Origin of the sequence: Xanthomonas sp. LMG 12460 (assembly GCF_009192895.1) — a bacterium.
GTDB lineage: Bacteria > Pseudomonadota > Gammaproteobacteria > Xanthomonadales > Xanthomonadaceae > Xanthomonas_A > Xanthomonas_A sontii.
Window position 1 is genome coordinate 22,028 of the sequence record NZ_NKUH01000034.1, and the last position, 15,860, is coordinate 37,887.

A 15,860-nucleotide genomic window follows, 5' to 3' on the forward strand; every position below is an offset into this window, starting at 1 on the left:
GCCAGGAACTCCCACCGTGTCCCTCCATCCCATCCTCTCCAGTCTGCGCAAGCACCGCGTCGCCGCCGGCCTGATCGTGCTGGAGATCGCCTTCAGTTGCGCCGTCGTCTGCAACGCGCTGTTCCTGATCGATCAGCGGCTCGAGCGCATGCAGCGGCCCAGCGGTGCCGCCGAGCAGGAACTGGTGCAACTGCGCAGCCGCAGCGTGGTCAGCGACGGCAATGGCGCAGCGCAGACCCGCGCCGACCTGGACGCGCTGCGCCGCATTCCGGGTGTGCGCGAGGCCAGCATCATCAACCAGCCGCTGTTCGGCGATTCGCTCGGCTACAGCGGCGTGTCGCTGCGCCCGGACCAGGAACGCAGCACCTTGCACGCGGTGCAGTACTTCGGCGACGCGCGGCTGCTCGATACCCTGGGGCTGCATCTGGTCGCAGGGCGCCGCTTCGCGGACGACGAATTCATCGACGACGCGCAACTGCGCGATCCGGTGGCCAAGCGCATCCCGCCCTCGGTCATCCTCAGCCAGTCGCTGGCGCAACGCCTGTTCCCCGGCCAGAACGCGGTGGGCCGCACCATCTACGTCTACGGCGAACACCGCATCGTCGGCGTGGTGCAACGCCTGGTGCAACCCCGCGAAGGAGGGAACGTCGGCCAGTACGAGGACACGATGCTGTTCCCGGTGAACGTTCCCTACGATCGCGGCACCTACCTGCTGCGCGTGCGCGATCCGGCGCAGCGCGAGGCAGTGCTGCGGCAAGCCAAGGCGACGCTGTCGCAACACGGTCCACGGCGGATGGTGAACGGCGGCAAGACCCTGCAACAAGCACGCGCGGACTACTACCGCGACGACCAGGCGATGGCCTGGCTCCTGGTCGGCGTCTGCGTCCTGCTGCTGTTGGTCACCGCCCTGGGCATCGTCGGCCTGACCAGTTTCTGGGTGCAGCAGCGCACCAAGCAGATCGGCATCCGCCGCGCGCTCGGCGCTACCTGCACGCAGATCCTGCGGCATTTCCAGTTGGAGAACTTCCTGCTCGCCAGCGCCGGCATCGTCCTCGGCATGCTGCTGGCCTATGCCGCCAACCTGTATCTGATGAGCGCTTACGAGCTGCCGCGGCTGCCGTTGTGGTACCTGCCGGTCGGCGCGGTGGTGCTGTGGCTGCTCGGCCAGCTCGCAGTGCTGCCGCCCGCACGTCGCGCCGCGGCGGTGCCGCCGGCGGTGGCCACGCGCAGTGTCTGAGCCGCCGATGCACGCAGGCACGACAAGCCGCGCGCGGGCTGCGATGATGCCGCCTTATCCGTTTTTCTCCGCCGGCGTGTCCCGCCGCGCCCAAGGTGCACGATGCCCTGCCTGCTGATCATCGACGACAACCCTGCGGTCGCCACCGCGCTGGAAGTGCTGTTCTCCCTGCACGACATCGACACCGTCCATGCCGACAGCCCGCAGGCCGGCCTGCAGCGCCTGGGCGAGGGCGACATCGATCTGGTCCTGCAGGACATGAACTTCACCGCCGACACCACCTCCGGCGAGGAAGGCGTGGCCCTGTTCGAGGCGATCCGCACGCGCCATCCGGATCTGCCGGTGATCCTGCTGACCGCCTGGACCCAGCTCAGCAGCGCGGTGGAGCTGGTCAAGGCCGGCGCCGCCGACTACCTGGCCAAGCCCTGGGACGACCGCAAGCTGCTGACCACCGTCAACAACCTGCTGGAGCTGTCCGAGACCCGCCGCGAACTGGAACGCCGCCGCGACGGCGAGCGCCGCCATCGCCAGCAATTGGCGCAGCGCTACGACCTGTGCGGCGCAGTGTTCGCCGATCCCGCCAGCGAGCGCGCGATCGCCCTGGCCTGCCAGGTGGCGCGCTCGGAACTGCCGGTGCTGATCACCGGCCCCAACGGCAGCGGCAAGGAGAAGATCGCGCAGATCATCCAGGCCAACTCCTCGGTACGGCGCGGCCCGTTCGTGGCGCTCAATTGCGGCGCGATCCCGGCCGAACTGATCGAGGCCGAGCTGTTCGGCGCCGAGGCCGGCGCCTACACCGGCGCCAACAAGGTGCGCGAGGGCAAGTTCGAGGCCGCCGACGGCGGCACCCTGTTCCTGGACGAGATCGGCAACCTGTCGCTGGCCGGGCAGATGAAGCTGCTGCGGGTGCTGGAGACCGGCCGGTTCGAACGGCTCGGCTCCAACCGCGAGCGGCAGGTCAAGGTGCGGGTGATCAGCGCCACCAATGCCGACCTGACCGCGATGATCCGCGACGGCAGCTTCCGCGAGGACCTGTACTACCGGCTCAACGCGGTGGAACTGTCGCTGCCGGCGCTGGCCGAGCGCCCCGGCGACATCGTGCCGCTGGCCGAACACTTCCTTTCCGGCGACAAGCCGCTGTCGGCCGGCGCCTGCCAGGCGCTGCAGCGCCATGCCTGGCCCGGCAACGTGCGCGAACTGCGCAACGTGGTGCAGCGCGCCGAACTGCTGGCCGGCGGCGCGCAGATCGAGGCGGCGGACCTCAACCTGCCCAAGCCGGCGGCCCCGCGCGCGGCCGCCGCCGCCGAACCCGACCGCGAACGCATCGTGGCGGAACTGGGCCGCGCCCATGGCGTCATCGCCCAGGCCGCCGCCGAACTGGGCATGAGCCGGCAGGCGCTGTACCGGCGCATGGACCGCTACGGCATCCCACGCGAATGAAACTGCGCCGCTCCTTCACCGTCATGCTGTTCCTGCGCCTGCTGCCGGTGCTGGCGCTGGCCGCCGCCCTGCCGTGGCTGCTGGCCTACTGGATGGACCGCGGCTGGGAAGTGGTCACGGCCTCGGCGCTGGCCCTGCTGCTGTTGATGTGGTGGACGCTGCGCCGCGCCACCGCGCCGATGCGCTCGCTGTTCCGCGCCCTGGCCGGCACCGTCAGCAGCTACCGCGACGGCGAATACAACTTCGGCGTGCACTGGCGCGGCGACGACGAACTGGGCGAGATGGTCGCCGCGCACGCGCAACTGGGCGAGATCCTGCGCGAACAGCGCCAGGGCCTGGCGCAGCGCGAGCTGATGCTCGACACCATGGTGCAGAACACCCCGGTGGCGATGCTGCTCACCTCCAAGGGCGGCGACGGCCTGCGCCGCGTGGTGTTCTCCAACCTGGCCGCGCGCAAGCTGCTGCACAGCGGCTGGAAGCTGGAAGGACAGCGCCTGGACGACCTGCTGCTGGGCGTGCCGGCGCCGCTGCGCGAGGCGATCTCGCGCGGTGGCGACAGCCTGTTCGCCATCGAAGGCAGCGACGAGGACCCGGAGGAGGAGCAAATCTACCACCTGTCGCAGCGCCGCTTCCATCTCAACGGCCGCCCGCACGAACTGCTGTTGATCCGCCTGCTCACCGCCGAACTGCGCCGCCAGGAAGTGCACACCTGGAAGAAGGTGATCCGGGTGATCAGCCACGAGCTCAACAACTCGCTGGCGCCGATCGCCTCGCTGGCGCACTCCGGCGCCGAGCTGGTGCGGCGGCAGAAGGTGGAGCGGCTGGAAGAGGTGTTCGGCACCATCGAGGAACGCGCGCGGCACCTGGAAGGCTTCATCCGCGGCTATGCGCGCTTCGCCAAGCTGCCGCAGCCGCAACTGCAGACGGTGCACTGGGCGCAATTCCTGGCCGGGCTGCAGCAGCAGATTCCGTTCGCGCTGGACCTGGAATCGCCGGACCTGCACAGCCGGGTCGATCCGGCGCAACTGCAGCAGGCCCTGCTCAACCTGGTCAAGAACGCCCACGAATCCCTGCCCGAGGGGCAGACGCCGGCCGATGGCGTGCGCGTGCGCGTGTCCACCCGCCCGGACTGGCTGCGCCTGGAAGTACTGGACCGCGGCAGCGGCATGAACGAGGCGGTGCTGCACAACGCGTTGATGCCGTTCTACTCGACCAAGCGCAACGGCACCGGCCTGGGCCTGGCCCTGACCCGCGAGATCGTCGAAGCCCACGGCGGCCGCCTGTCGCTGCACAACCGCGACGAAGGCGGACTGTGCGTGACGGTGCAGTTGCCGCAGGGGGAGCGGGGCTGATTTTTTTCGGGATTGGGGATTGGGGATTGAGCGCCGGGACCCGGGACCCGAAGAGCATGAGCGCACCTAGCCAAGCCGTGACCGTCGCGCTACGTTCCGTTCAAGCAAAAGCGCTACGATTCAGCGGCGCGCATCCAGGACACGTCGGGCGCAGTGGCTCAGTAGATCGCCATGTGGTCCATCACGGCGCGATCGACGTCGGCGCAGCCCTTGACTACGATCTCGACATTGGCCTTGCTGGTGAACGCAGCCAGGGCGAGCGAATACAGTTCCTTGAAGTGGGGCGTCGCTTCGTCGCGGTAGACCTCATAGAACACACCGCCGCATTGCTGCGGAATGTCGCTATCGGCGACGACGAGGGTGAATCGATTGGATTCCGAATATAACTTGCTGACCTTTGCATGCACGCGCTCAAACGCCGGCGCCTGAAAACTCAGCAGCGTCAGCACTGACGCCACGACAAGTCGCTTCATGATCCCCCCTGGATTGGACCGTCGCGGCATCATTGCCGCGCTTCAATCTGTATACAGTATCAGCGCTACCCCGGCAGCATCGACGACCCGGCCGCGAGGCTCAGCGCGATGGCAGCGGACAACGCATCGCCACCCGCAGGTGCATCGGGAAGCCGAGTGCGGCTTCCTGTCGCCAAGTCGCGCGCAACTGCGGACCCCACTGCGTAGGCGGCATCTCGACGAAGCCTTCGCTGGCGTAGAACGTCGCATTCCACGGCACGTCGCGCAAGGTGGTCAGCAGCATGCATTGAAAACCAGCAGCTGCCGCGGCGGCGCGCGCATGCCGCAGCAGCGCACGACCGTGGCCGCGGCGCCCGTAGCACGGATCCACGTCCATCTGTTGCACGTGGAAGCCGTCGTCCAGGCGCCCGCCGAGCAGATAGCCGACGCAACGTTCGTCCTCGTCCAACGCGACCCACAACTGCTTGCGCGCCAGTCCGGCGCGCAGCGCCTCCGCATCCAGTCCGTGCGCCGCGAACACGGCCTGCGCCGGATGTCCCTGCAGCAGGGCGCCGGCGCGCCGCTCGATCTCCGGCAATCGCGCCAACTCCTGCGCGCGCGCCAGACGAATGCGCCCGGCCATGCCTCAGTCGCGCTTGCCCGGGCGTTTCCAGCCTTCGACGGTTTCCTGCCGCACCCGTGCCACGCTCAGCTTGCCGGCCGGCGCGCTGCGGGTGATCACCGAGCCGGCGCCGATGGTGGCGCCGTCGCCGATCTCCAGCGGCGCCACCAGCGCGCTGTTGGAGCCGACGAACACGCCATCGCCGATCACCGTCTGCGACTTGTTGACGCCGTCGTAGTTGCAGGTGATCACCCCGGCACCGACGTTGACGCCGCTGCCGATGGTCGCGTCGCCGAGGTAGGTCAGGTGATTGGCTTTGCTGCCGACGCCGAGCACCGCCTTCTTGGTCTCGACGAAGTTGCCGATGTGCACGCCGTCGGCCAGCACCGTGCCCGGGCGCAGCCGCGCGAACGGGCCGATCTGCACCGCACCCTCGGCGACCACGCCTTCCAGGTCGCAATGCGCACGCACCTCGGTGCCCGGCCCCAGCACCACGTCCTTCAAGCGCACGAACGGGCCGATGCTGACGCCGTCGCCCAGTTCCACCTCGCCTTCCAGGATCACGTTGGCGTCGATGCGCACGTCGTGGCCGGCGCGCACGCGGCCGCGCTGGTCCAGGCGGTTCGGGTCGATCAGTTGCACGCCCTGCTCGCACAACGCACGCGCCGCGCGCAACTGCCAGGCACGTTCCAGTTGCGCCAGCTGCCACGGATCGTTGGCGCCCTCGGCCTCGATCGGGTCGGCCACCAGCACCATCTCGGCCGGGGTGAACTCGGCGGCGGCGGCGGCGAACACGTCGGTCAGGTAGTACTCGCCCTGCGCGTTGTCGTTGCGCAACTGCGCCAGCCAGCGCTTCAGCGCGGTGGACTCGGCGGTGACGATGCCGGTGTTGATGGTGCGGATGCGCCGCTGCTCGTCGTCGGCGTCCTTCTGCTCGACGATCGCCGCGACCTTGCCGGCGGCATCGCGCACGATGCGGCCGTAGCCGGTGGGATCCTCCGGCTCGGCCACCAGCACCGCGACGCGACCGGGCGCATGCAGCAGGCGGGTCAGGGTCTCGGCGCGGATCAGCGGCACGTCGCCGTACAGCACCAGCACCGTGGCCGCGTCGGGCACGGCCGCCATCGCCTGCTGCACCGCGTGGCCGGTGCCCAGCTGTTGCGCCTGCTCGGCCCATAGCAGGTCCGGCTGGTCGGCGAACGCCGCCAGCACCGCCTCGCCGCCGTGGCCATGGACGATGTGAATCGCGTCCGGCTGCAGTTGGCGCGCGGTCTCGATCACATGCGCCAGCATCGGCCGGCCGGCGATCGGCTGCAGCACCTTGGGCTTGACCGACTTCATCCGCTTGCCCGCGCCGGCGGCGAGGATCACGACGTGCAGGGGCAGACTCATGGGGCGGTTCCGGTGCGGGTGGACGACGAATTCTAGAGGCTGCCGGCCACGCCTGCCGTCACGACCGCGCCACACGCGGCGGGCTGCACATCCGCGCCGCAGGCGCTAGCATGCGCGATCGTCTTCTCCTGTGGATGTTCATGGGTCTCCTGCGCCAGGGCAGCCAGTTCCTGCTGATCGGCCTGCTGCAATTGCTGGTCGACTGGAGCGTGTTCGTCGCCGCCACCGCGGCCGGCATGCCGACGGTCCCGGGCAACGTGCTGGGCCGCGTCTGCGGCGCCCTGCTCGGGTTCTGGCTCAACGGCCGCATCACCTTCGCCAACGGCGACGACGCGCGGCTGGGCTGGCGCCGCTTCGGCCGCTTCATGGCCATGTGGCTCGTGCTCACCGCGCTCAGCACCTGGCTGGTGGCGCTGTGCGCCCACGCCCTGGGCCTGCGCCTGGCCTGGCTGGCCAAGCCGCTGGTCGAGGGCATGCTGGCGGTGGTGTCGTTCTTCCTGGGACGGCAGTTGGTGTATCGCTAGCGCTGGCACGCGTGGCGGCAATCGGGCATGACCGATCTACGCGGTCGGCGCCCATCGCGACGGCGGCTTAAAGCGGCTCCCACACGGGTCCGGCGGATGCTGGGTGGGTCGCCTGTCATGCGGCGGCGGCGCGCGAAGTGGCCTGCTTTTGATGGCGCAATGCGTCGGGACTGAAGTCCCTCCCACAGTGCATCCGGCGCGTTCGCCGCACGTTCTTGTGGGAGCGACTCGTGTCCTCTTTTGTGGGATCAGTTGCGACGAGCGCAGCCTGGACGGCCAGCATGCTCGGGCCTGCAGAGCGCCCGAACGGCTCCGGTGCCGCTTCGGGCGCCGCCAGCGCGCCGCTGGCGCTGGCGGCTGACGACTCAATGGCAGAAATCGCCCAGGCTGCGCACCAGCGCGGTGCGGTGCAGTTGGTCGAGCTGCCAGCGCAGCGCATAGGCCTCGGCCGCGCGCGCGGTCGTGGCCGAGCAGTCCGGGGCCTGGCGCACCGCCGCGCTGGCCTGCAACGCGTCCAGCATCTCGCCCTGCAGCTGGTCCAGGCGCGCGCGCAGTGCGGTCAGGTCCGGGCGCGGGCTGTTGGGCGCGCGGCCGCGCAGGTGCCAGCGCGACAGCAGTTCGTACTGCACCAGCTTGTTGGATTCGATCTGCATGCCGAAGAAACGCGCCGCATCGTCCGGATCCACGCCGTGGGCCGGCGCCTGATCGCGCACGCTGGCCAGCACCGCGGCCTCGCGCGTGGCATCCAGCACCGGCTTGCCGCTGTCCCACTTGCTCAGCGCCACCTGGTCGCCGATCGCATTGCGCTCGACGATGCGATCCAGCAGCGGCTCCAGTGGGGTGGCACTGCGTGCGGGCAATGCGCATCCCATCAACAGGGCGCCGGCCAGCACGGCGGTCAGCGCATGCATGCAGGGACGAGGAACGGCAGCGGACAGGCTCATCTCGGTTCTCCGGTAACCGTCTGCGGGTGGGGGATGAACCGCAGATCGGGCGGCCATCTTGCCGCAGTCCACCGACCGCACGATGACCGCACCCGCGTCTTGTCGCATGCCAGCGCGGCCGAGTCAGCGACCAGCAAGCCAGCGCCGTGCGCTGCGTCGCAGTCCAGCTCCATCTCGGGCTACGCCGCAGGAATGCGATCTTCGCGGCGATCCAATGCGCCTGCGCGTCACAAAGAGCGGCAAGCCGGATCCGCGAGGTGATCCCCCACATGCACGCAGAGGTGGCGTGCGAAGGAGACCCCCATCTCCCAGACACGACAACGCCGGCAAACGCCGGCGTTGTCGCATGCGGCCATCAGGCCGCGGGGCGGTGAACTCAGTGCTTGAGGTTCTTGCGCAGGCGCTCCAGCGCCTGCAACTGCGCGGTGACCTCGGCCAGCTTGGCCTGTGCCTCGGCCACGTCCATGCCTTCGCCGCGGTTGGCGAGCAGGCGCTCGGCTTCTTCCTTGGCCTTGCGCACCGACGCCTCGTCGATGTCCTGCGCGCGGATCGCGGTGTCGGCCAGGATCGTCACCACCTGCGGCTGCACCTCGAGGATGCCGCCGGAAATGGCGAAATCCAGCTGCTCGCCGCTCGGGGTGGTCACCACCACCTTGCCGGGCTTGAGCCGGGTGATCAACGGCGCGTGCTTGGGCGCGATGCCCAGCTCGCCCAGCTCGCCGGTCGCGACCACCAGGGTGGCGTCGCCGTGGTAGATCTCATGCTCGGCGCTGACGATGTCGCAACGGATGGTGCTCATGGTGCCTCACTGGGTGAGGCGGGAATCGGGAATCGGGAATCGGGAATGGGGAGAAGCAGTCTGCCTTCTCTCAACCAGTACGCGATGCATCAGATTCCAGTTGTCCCGCCTTGACGATTCTCTATTCCCGATTCCCCATTCCCGGATGCCGGCCGCCTGCGGCCGGCGTCCAGATCAGGCCTTCTCGGCCATTTTCTTGGCCTTCTCGACCGCTTCCTCGATGCCGCCGACCATGTAGAAGGCCTGCTCCGGCAGGTGGTCGTACTCGCCGTCGACGATGGCCTTGAAGCCGCGGATGGTGTCCTTCAGCGACACGTACTTGCCCGGCGAGCCGGTGAACACCTCGGCCACGTGGAACGGCTGGCTGAAGAAGCGCTCGATCTTGCGCGCGCGCGACACGGCCTGCTTGTCCTCTTCCGACAGTTCGTCCATGCCCAGGATCGCGATGATGTCCTTCAGTTCCTTGTACTTCTGCAAGGTGGACTGCACGCGGCGGGCGGTGTCGTAGTGCTCGTGGCCGATCACGTTCGGGTCCAGCTGGCGGCTGGTCGAATCGAGCGGATCCACCGCTGGGTAGATACCCAGCGAAGCGATGTTACGCGACAGCACGACGGTGGCGTCGAGGTGGGCGAAGGTGGTCGCTGGCGACGGATCGGTCAGGTCGTCCGCGGGCACGTACACGGCCTGGATCGAGGTGATCGAGCCGGACTTGGTCGAGGTGATGCGCTCCTGCAGCACGCCCATTTCCTCGGCCAGGGTCGGCTGGTAGCCCACCGCCGACGGCATGCGGCCCAGCAGCGCCGACACTTCGGTACCGGCCAGGGTGTAGCGGTAGATGTTGTCGACGAACAGCAGCACGTCCTTGCCCTTGCCCGAGGCGTCCTTCTCGTCGCGGAAGTACTCGGCCATGGTCAGGCCGGTCAGCGCGACGCGCAGGCGGTTGCCCGGCGGCTCGTTCATCTGGCCGTACACCATCGCCACCTTGTCCAGGACGTTGGAGTCCTTCATCTCGTGGTAGAAGTCGTTGCCCTCGCGGGTACGCTCGCCCACGCCGGCGAACACGGACAGACCCGAGTGCGCCTTGGCGATGTTGTTGATCAGTTCCATCATGTTGACGGTCTTGCCGACGCCGGCGCCGCCGAACAGGCCGACCTTGCCGCCCTTGGCGAACGGGCACATCAGGTCGATGACCTTGATGCCGGTCTCCAGCAGCTCGGTGGCCGAGGACTGGTCTTCGTAGGTCGGCGCCGCGCGGTGGATTTCCCAATGGTCGGTGGCCTGCACGTCGCCGGCCTCGTCGATCGGACGACCCAGCACGTCCATGATGCGGCCCAGCGTGCCGGCGCCGACCGGCACCGAGATCGCACGGCCGGTGTTGGTGGCGACCAGGTTGCGCTTGAGGCCGTCGGTGGAGCCGAGGGCGATCGTACGCACGACGCCGTCGCCCAACTGCTGCTGCACTTCCAGCGTGATGGCGGTGCCTTCGACCTTCAGTGCGTCGTAAATCTTCGGCACATCGGCCCGCGCGAATTCGACGTCGACGACCGCGCCGATGATCTGAACGATCTTGCCCTGACTCATTTGGATAACTCCACTAATGTCTATGCGAATCTGGTGTCGGGAATGGGGAACGGGGAATCGGGAATGGGAAGATCAAGCGCTGCTGCTTCGACCATTCCCGTTTCTCCATTCCCCATTCCCGGCTACACAGCGGCTGCGCCGCCGACGATTTCGGAAATTTCCTGGGTGATCGCAGCCTGACGCGCCTTGTTGTAGACCAACTGCAAGGTGCTGATCAGCTTGCTGGCGTTGTCGCTGGCCGCCTTCATCGCGACCATGCGCGCCGCATGCTCGGACGCCACGTTCTCCAGCACCGCCTGGTACACCAGCGACTCGATGTAGCGCGTCATCACGTGCTCGAGCACGCTCGCGGCATCGGGTTCGTACAGGTAGTCCCAGTCGTGGTGCGCGACCTGGCTCTCGGCCGCCGGCAGCGGCAGCAACTGGTCGAAGCTGGCCTTCTGCGTCATCGTGTTGACGAAGCGGTTGTAGACCAGATACACGCGGTCCAGCTTGCCTTCGGTGAACGCGTCCAGCATCACCTTGATCACGCCGATCAACTGCTCCAGCTGCGGCAGGTCGCCGAGGTGGCTGACGCTGCCGACCATGTCCACCTTGATCCGGCGGAAGAACACCGAGGCCTTCTGGCCGATGGTGACCACGTCCACGCCCGCGCCCTGGTCCTGCCACTGGCGCACTTCGCCCAGCATCTTGCGGAACAGGTTGTTGTTCAGGCCGCCGGCCAGGCCGCGATCGGAGGAGATCACGATGTAGCCGACGCGCTTGACCGACTCGCGCTGCACCAGGAACGGATGCGTGTAATCGGTGCTGGCCTGCGCCAGATGCCCGATCACCTGCTTCATCCCCTGCGCGTACGGACGCGAGGTCTTCATCCGATCCTGCGCCTTGCGGATCTTGGAAGCCGAGACCATCTCGAGCGCGCGCGTCACCTTGCGGGTGTTCTGCACGCTCTTGATCTTGGATTTGATTTCGCGTCCGCCTGCCATGCTCTCGCTCGCTTTGCTCGCTTCGTGGGAATGGGGAATGGAGAATCGGGAATGGGCAAGCCCGGATCCCGCTCCTACGATTCCCTATTCTCTATTCCCGATTCCCGGCAACTGATTTACCAGCTGCCCGTGGTCTTGAACTCGCCGATGCCCTTCTTGAACGCGGCCTCGATGTCGCCGTTCCAGTCGCCGGTGTCGTTGACCTTGGCGATCAGCTCGCCCTGGGTGTTGGCGAAGTGGGCGTGCAGGCCCTCTTCGAACGCCAGCAGCTTGTTGACCGGCACATCGTCGAGGTAGCCCTCGTTGACCGCGTAGATCGACAGCGCCTGGTTGGCGATGGACATCGGCATGTACTGCTTCTGCTTCATCAGCTCGGTGACGCGCTGGCCGCGCTCGAGCTGCTTGCGGGTGGCTTCGTCCAGGTCCGAGGCGAACTGCGCGAACGCCGCCAGCTCGCGGTACTGCGCCAGCGAGATGCGGATGCCGCCGGAGAGCTTCTTGATGATCTTGGTCTGCGCGGCGCCGCCGACGCGCGACACCGAGATACCGGCGTTCACCGCCGGGCGGATGCCGGCGTTGAACAGGTCGGTCTCCAGGAAGATCTGGCCGTCGGTGATCGAGATCACGTTGGTCGGCACGAACGCGGACACGTCGCCGGCCTGGGTCTCGATGATCGGCAGCGCGGTCAGCGAACCGGTCTTGCCCTTGACCTCGCCCTTGGTGAACTGCTCCACGTACTCCTCGGACACGCGCGCGGCGCGCTCCAGCAGGCGGCTGTGCAGGTAGAACACGTCGCCCGGGTAGGCTTCGCGGCCCGGCGGGCGCTTCAGCAGCAGCGAGATCTGGCGGTAGGCCACGGCCTGCTTGGACAGATCGTCGTACACGATCAGCGCGTCTTCGCCGCGGTCCATGAAGTACTCGCCCATGGTGCAGCCGGCGTAGGCGCTGATGTACTGCATCGCCGCCGATTCGGAAGCGGTCGCGGCGACCACGATGGTGTGCGCCAGCGCGCCGTTCTCTTCCAGCTTGCGCACGATGTTGGCGACGGTCGAGGCCTTCTGCCCGATCGCCACGTACACGCACTTGATGCCGGTGTTCTTCTGGTTGATCACCGCGTCGATGGCCAGCGCGGTCTTGCCGGTCTGGCGGTCGCCGATGACCAGCTCGCGCTGGCCGCGGCCGATCGGGATCATGGCGTCGACCGACTTGTAGCCGGTCTGCACCGGCTGGTCGACCGACTTGCGCCAGATCACGCCCGGCGCCACGCGCTCCACCGGCGCGGTCTGGCTGGTGCCCAGCGGGCCCTTGCCGTCGATCGGCTCGCCCAGCGCGTTGACCACGCGGCCCAGCAATTCCTTGCCGACCGGCACTTCCAGGATGCGGCCGGTGGTCTTGGCCACGTCGCCTTCGCGCAGGTTCTCGTAGTCGCCGAGCACCACGGCGCCGACCGAGTCGCGCTCCAGGTTCAGCGCCAGGGCGTAGGTGTCGTTCGGCAGTTCGATCATTTCGCCCTGCATCACGTCGGCCAGGCCGAAGATGCGCACGATGCCGTCGGACACGCTGGTGACCGTGCCTTCGTTGCGCGACTCCGCGGCCAGCTTGACCTGCTCGATGCGGTTCTTGATCAGTTCGCTGATTTCGGAGGGGTTGAGCGTGGTTGCCATCTTGGTTTCCTTCGGATCGTCCATCGCGCAGCGGCGGATGGCGACGTGTGGTTAGCTTCTTTGAGAATCGGGAATGGGGAATCGGGAATCGCGGGTGGCGTCGCCGCCGGGCCGGGTTCTCTCCTCTCTATTCGCCATTCCCGTTTCTTAGTGGGCCAGTGCGGATTGCAGACGCGACAGCTTGCCTTTCAACGAACCGTCGATGACCACGTCGCCGGCGTCGATCACCGCGCCGCCGATCAGCGAAGCGTCCACCGCCGTGGTGATCTCGACCTCGCGGCCGAAGCGCTGCTTCAGCGCCACCTTCAGCGAGGCCACCTCGGCATCGCTCAGCGCCGTCGCGGAGGTCACGTTGGCCTGCACCACGCGCTCGGCCTCGGCCCGCAGCTGGTCGTACAGCCCGGCGATCTCCGGCAGCAGCGGCAGCCGCTGGCCTTCGGCCAGCAGGCTCAGGAAGCGCTGGTACTGCTCATCGGCCGCTTCCGGCGCCAGCAGCGACACCGCCTGCTCCCGCTGCAGCAGCGGGTTGTGCAGCAGCGCGGCCACGCGCGGGTCGGCGGCGACCTGGGCGGAGAACGCCAGCGCCTGCGACCAGGGCGCGAGCTTGCCGGCGTCGCTGGCCGCGGCGAACGCGGCGCGAGCGTAGGGACGCGCCAGTGTGAGGGCCTGGCTCATCTCAGATCTCCGCCGCCAGCTCGTCGAGCAGCGCCTTGTGGGCGTTGGCGTCGATTTCGCGCTTGAGCAGCTTCTCGGCGCCGCTCACCGCCAGCAGCGACACCTGGCGACGCAGGTCTTCGCGCGCGCGGTTGGCCGCGGCGTCGATCTCGGCCTGGGCCAGTTCCTTCTGCCGGTTGGCTTCGACGATCGCCTCGTGCTTGGCCGCCTCGACGATCTGGTTGGCGCGCGCATGGGCCTGATCGATGATCTCGTTGGCCTTGATGCGGGCGTCCTTCAACGCTTCGTTGACCTTTTCCTGCGCCTGCGCCAGATCCTTCTGACTGCGATCGGCGGCGGCCAGGCCTTCGGCGATCTTCTGTTGGCGCTCTTCGATGGCCTGCATCAGCGGCGGCCAGATCTTGGTCGCGACGATCCAGATCAGACCGGCGAACGCCAGCGCCTGGGCAAAGAGGGTGAGACCGATATTCATGGGGTACGCTCAGCCAATGGTGACGGGGTGGACGCGCCGCCAGCACGGCGACGCGTCCGAACCTTCATCCGTAGCGGCGGCCGCCGATGGCGACCGCACGCCGGTACGACGGGATCAACCGCCCTGCGGCAGACGCGCGACGAACTCGCCGATCATCGGGTTGGCGAACGCGAACAGCAGGCCGACCGCGACGCTGATGATGAACGCGGCGTCGATCAGGCCGGCGGTGATGAACATGCGGACCTGCAGCACCGGGATCAGTTCCGGCTGGCGCGCGGCCGATTCCAGGAACTTGCCGGCCATGATGGCCAGACCGAGGCCGGCGCCCAGCGCGGCCAGGCCGATCATGATGCCGACGGCGAGGACGGTGGAGCTCTGGACTTGGGCGAGGTTGGTCAGGACGGCGAAGTACATGGTTTTCTCCAGGAACAAAGTTGCTTGAGGATGGTGAATCGAACGAAGGGTTGCTTAGAACGCGTGAAACAGAAACGTCAGTGGCTGTCTTCCGCCAGGCTCAGGTACACGATGGACAGCATCATGAAAATGAACGCCTGCAGCGGAATCACCAGCAGGTGGAACAGCATCCAGCCGAAGCCGAACGCGCCGCCGGCCAGCGCACCGAGGATGCCGGCACCGCCCAGCACCCAGATCAGCAGGAACACGATCTCGCCGCCGAACATGTTGCCGAACAGTCGCATCGCCAGCGACACCGGCTTGCTCAGCCATTCGACGATATTGAGGATCAGGTTGAACGGCAGCATCCACTTGCCGAACGGCGCGGTGAGGAATTCCTTGGTCATCCCGCCCACGCCCTTGGAGCGCAGCGAGAAGAACAGCATCAGGAAGAACACGCTGATCGACATGCCCAGGGTGGCATTGACGTCGGCGGTGGGCACCGGCTTCCAGTAGTGCACGCCGACCCAGCCCAGCGGGATCGCGAGGAAGTCCGCCGGGATCATCTTGATGAGGTTCATCAACAGGATCCAGAAGAACAGGGTGATCGCGATCGGGGTCACCAGCTTGCTGGTGCCGTGGTAGGTGTCCTTGGCCTGGCGGTCGACGAACTCCAGCATGATTTCCACGAACGCCTGCCACTTGCCGGGCACGCCCGCGGTGGCCTTGCGCGTGGCCAGCCAGAAGCCGAACACCATCAGCAGGCCCATCAGCAGCGACATCACCAGGGTGTCGACATGCAATTGCCAGAACCCGCCTTCCTGCACCTGGAAGGTGAGGTTGTGCAGATGGTGCTGGATGTAGGAGGTAGGGGTTTCTGCCTCGCCCGCCATGAGTCCTGAGCCTTTTCTTGATTCGATCAACGCCTGGCCAGAGCCAGAACCTGGAACATCAGCCCGACGGCGATACCCGCCAACAGGGCCAGAGGAGGCAACCGCCACCAGGCAAAGCCCAGCGCCAGCACCGCGAACACCAACACCCACTTCAGCACCATGGCCGCGATCAACCGCGCCAGCGCCGAACCCGCCGCCTGCACGCCGCCATTGAGCGCGGTGCGTGCGGCCACCCATCCCCCTGCCACGGTCGCCAGCCCGGTTGCGGCGGCGCCCATCGCGTATTTCGGTCCCAGCAGCAGGAACAGCAGGGACACCACGGCCACCGCCACCAGCGGGTAAATCGCTGCGCGCAGCATCAGCCGCCGACCCGCATCAACGGAGTTCAGCACAGAAAATCCTGCAATTGGTGGTGGATTGAGGACGTCTTCGCG

17 protein-coding genes are annotated in these 15,860 nt (G+C 67.5%); 4 read left to right on the forward strand and 13 right to left on the reverse strand.

Annotated elements, in window-relative coordinates; genetic code table 11:
* The first annotated feature begins 16 nt into the window (after window positions 1-16).
* The 3 genes from CEK66_RS07855 (at window position 17) to CEK66_RS07865 (ending at window position 4,029) form a co-directional block, all read left to right on the forward strand.
* Complete coding sequence (locus tag CEK66_RS07855) at window positions 17-1,237, forward strand: FtsX-like permease family protein (protein WP_152236494.1); 1,221 nt, start codon at window positions 17-19, stop codon at window positions 1,235-1,237.
* Between the two features lie 102 nt (window positions 1,238-1,339).
* Window positions 1,340-2,677, forward strand: a complete 1,338-nt coding sequence (locus tag CEK66_RS07860) for a sigma-54 dependent transcriptional regulator (RefSeq protein ID WP_152236496.1) — start codon at window positions 1,340-1,342, stop codon at window positions 2,675-2,677.
* Window positions 2,674-4,029 carry a HAMP domain-containing sensor histidine kinase gene (locus CEK66_RS07865; RefSeq protein WP_017916671.1) on the forward strand — a complete coding sequence of 452 codons (1,356 nt, stop codon included), beginning with the start codon at window positions 2,674-2,676 and terminating at the stop codon, window positions 4,027-4,029. The genes CEK66_RS07860 and CEK66_RS07865 overlap by 4 nt, the downstream gene beginning before the upstream one ends.
* Window positions 4,030-4,187: 158 nt before the next feature.
* On the opposite strand, the gene CEK66_RS07870 is transcribed toward CEK66_RS07865, so the two are convergent.
* From CEK66_RS07870 to glmU, 3 genes are all read right to left on the reverse strand, one after another.
* A complete protein-coding gene (locus CEK66_RS07870) occupies window positions 4,188-4,502 on the reverse strand; it encodes a hypothetical protein (protein WP_226978535.1) in 315 nt (104 codons plus the stop codon).
* A gap of 100 nt (window positions 4,503-4,602) precedes the next feature.
* Window positions 4,603-5,124: a GNAT family N-acetyltransferase gene (locus CEK66_RS07875; RefSeq protein WP_152236497.1), complete on the reverse strand. Its 522-nt coding sequence runs from the start codon at window positions 5,122-5,124 to the stop codon at window positions 4,603-4,605.
* Window positions 5,125-5,127: 3 nt separating this feature from the next.
* On the reverse strand, window positions 5,128-6,495 hold the full coding sequence (gene glmU / locus CEK66_RS07880; protein WP_017910299.1) for a bifunctional UDP-N-acetylglucosamine diphosphorylase/glucosamine-1-phosphate N-acetyltransferase GlmU: 1,368 nt from the start codon (window positions 6,493-6,495) through the stop codon (window positions 5,128-5,130).
* Window positions 6,496-6,635: 140 nt separating this feature from the next.
* Between glmU and CEK66_RS07885 the strand changes: the two genes are divergently transcribed.
* On the forward strand, window positions 6,636-7,019 hold the full coding sequence (locus CEK66_RS07885) for a GtrA family protein (RefSeq protein ID WP_160946287.1): 384 nt from the start codon (window positions 6,636-6,638) through the stop codon (window positions 7,017-7,019).
* A 365-nt stretch (window positions 7,020-7,384) separates the two neighbouring features.
* On the opposite strand, the gene CEK66_RS07890 is transcribed toward CEK66_RS07885, so the two are convergent.
* The 10 genes from CEK66_RS07890 to CEK66_RS07935 form a co-directional block, all read right to left on the reverse strand.
* Window positions 7,385-7,930: a chorismate mutase gene (locus CEK66_RS07890; protein WP_152236535.1), complete on the reverse strand. Its 546-nt coding sequence runs from the start codon at window positions 7,928-7,930 to the stop codon at window positions 7,385-7,387.
* Window positions 7,931-8,339: 409 nt separating this feature from the next.
* Window positions 8,340-8,762, reverse strand: coding sequence for a F0F1 ATP synthase subunit epsilon (locus CEK66_RS07895; RefSeq protein ID WP_019796279.1), 423 nt, complete (start codon window positions 8,760-8,762; stop codon window positions 8,340-8,342).
* Window positions 8,763-8,936: 174 nt separating this feature from the next.
* Entirely contained in the window at window positions 8,937-10,343 is a 1,407-nt protein-coding gene (atpD, locus tag CEK66_RS07900; RefSeq protein ID WP_152236498.1) for a F0F1 ATP synthase subunit beta, read from the reverse strand.
* Between the two features lie 122 nt (window positions 10,344-10,465).
* A complete protein-coding gene (atpG, locus tag CEK66_RS07905) occupies window positions 10,466-11,329 on the reverse strand; it encodes a F0F1 ATP synthase subunit gamma (RefSeq protein WP_152236499.1) in 864 nt (287 codons plus the stop codon).
* A 116-nt stretch (window positions 11,330-11,445) separates the two neighbouring features.
* On the reverse strand, window positions 11,446-12,993 hold the full coding sequence (gene atpA, locus CEK66_RS07910) for a F0F1 ATP synthase subunit alpha (RefSeq protein ID WP_026143773.1): 1,548 nt from the start codon (window positions 12,991-12,993) through the stop codon (window positions 11,446-11,448).
* A 147-nt stretch (window positions 12,994-13,140) separates the two neighbouring features.
* Window positions 13,141-13,668 carry a F0F1 ATP synthase subunit delta gene (locus CEK66_RS07915; protein ID WP_017910292.1) on the reverse strand — a complete coding sequence of 176 codons (528 nt, stop codon included), beginning with the start codon at window positions 13,666-13,668 and terminating at the stop codon, window positions 13,141-13,143.
* Window position 13,669: 1 nt separating this feature from the next.
* Entirely contained in the window at window positions 13,670-14,140 is a 471-nt protein-coding gene (locus CEK66_RS07920) for a F0F1 ATP synthase subunit B (protein ID WP_017910291.1), read from the reverse strand.
* 114 nt (window positions 14,141-14,254) lie between these two features.
* Window positions 14,255-14,554 (reverse strand): F0F1 ATP synthase subunit C, encoded by a 300-nt coding sequence (atpE, locus tag CEK66_RS07925; protein ID WP_010340497.1) that lies wholly within the window; start codon window positions 14,552-14,554, stop codon window positions 14,255-14,257.
* Window positions 14,555-14,631: 77 nt separating this feature from the next.
* Window positions 14,632-15,426: a F0F1 ATP synthase subunit A gene (atpB, locus tag CEK66_RS07930; RefSeq protein WP_017910289.1), complete on the reverse strand. Its 795-nt coding sequence runs from the start codon at window positions 15,424-15,426 to the stop codon at window positions 14,632-14,634.
* A 26-nt stretch (window positions 15,427-15,452) separates the two neighbouring features.
* Window positions 15,453-15,818, reverse strand: coding sequence for an ATP synthase subunit I (locus CEK66_RS07935; protein ID WP_152236500.1), 366 nt, complete (start codon window positions 15,816-15,818; stop codon window positions 15,453-15,455).
* Window positions 15,819-15,860: the final 42 nt, after the last annotated feature.

What these genes read in the sequence shown, in the direction of transcription:
- atpE (WP_010340497.1), bottom strand. Translation starts at nt 14,554, where the DNA reads ATGTACTTCGCCGTCCTGACCAACCTCGCCCAAGTCCAGAGCTCCACC.
- CEK66_RS07915 (WP_017910292.1), bottom strand. Translation starts at nt 13,668, where the DNA reads ATGAGCCAGGCCCTCACACTGGCGCGTCCCTACGCTCGCGCCGCGTTC.
- CEK66_RS07875 (WP_152236497.1), bottom strand. Translation starts at nt 5,124, where the DNA reads ATGGCCGGGCGCATTCGTCTGGCGCGCGCGCAGGAGTTGGCGCGATTG.
- CEK66_RS07870 (WP_226978535.1), bottom strand. Translation starts at nt 4,502, where the DNA reads ATGAAGCGACTTGTCGTGGCGTCAGTGCTGACGCTGCTGAGTTTTCAG.
- atpD (WP_152236498.1), bottom strand. Translation starts at nt 10,343, where the DNA reads ATGAGTCAGGGCAAGATCGTTCAGATCATCGGCGCGGTCGTCGACGTC.
- CEK66_RS07895 (WP_019796279.1), bottom strand. Translation starts at nt 8,762, where the DNA reads ATGAGCACCATCCGTTGCGACATCGTCAGCGCCGAGCATGAGATCTAC.
- atpG (WP_152236499.1), bottom strand. Translation starts at nt 11,329, where the DNA reads ATGGCAGGCGGACGCGAAATCAAATCCAAGATCAAGAGCGTGCAGAAC.
- CEK66_RS07885 (WP_160946287.1), top strand. Translation starts at nt 6,636, where the DNA reads ATGGGTCTCCTGCGCCAGGGCAGCCAGTTCCTGCTGATCGGCCTGCTG.
- CEK66_RS07860 (WP_152236496.1), top strand. Translation starts at nt 1,340, where the DNA reads ATGCCCTGCCTGCTGATCATCGACGACAACCCTGCGGTCGCCACCGCG.
- CEK66_RS07920 (WP_017910291.1), bottom strand. Translation starts at nt 14,140, where the DNA reads ATGAATATCGGTCTCACCCTCTTTGCCCAGGCGCTGGCGTTCGCCGGT.
- atpA (WP_026143773.1), bottom strand. Translation starts at nt 12,993, where the DNA reads ATGGCAACCACGCTCAACCCCTCCGAAATCAGCGAACTGATCAAGAAC.
- atpB (WP_017910289.1), bottom strand. Translation starts at nt 15,426, where the DNA reads ATGGCGGGCGAGGCAGAAACCCCTACCTCCTACATCCAGCACCATCTG.
- CEK66_RS07890 (WP_152236535.1), bottom strand. Translation starts at nt 7,930, where the DNA reads ATGCATGCGCTGACCGCCGTGCTGGCCGGCGCCCTGTTGATGGGATGC.
- glmU (WP_017910299.1), bottom strand. Translation starts at nt 6,495, where the DNA reads ATGAGTCTGCCCCTGCACGTCGTGATCCTCGCCGCCGGCGCGGGCAAG.
- CEK66_RS07865 (WP_017916671.1), top strand. Translation starts at nt 2,674, where the DNA reads ATGAAACTGCGCCGCTCCTTCACCGTCATGCTGTTCCTGCGCCTGCTG.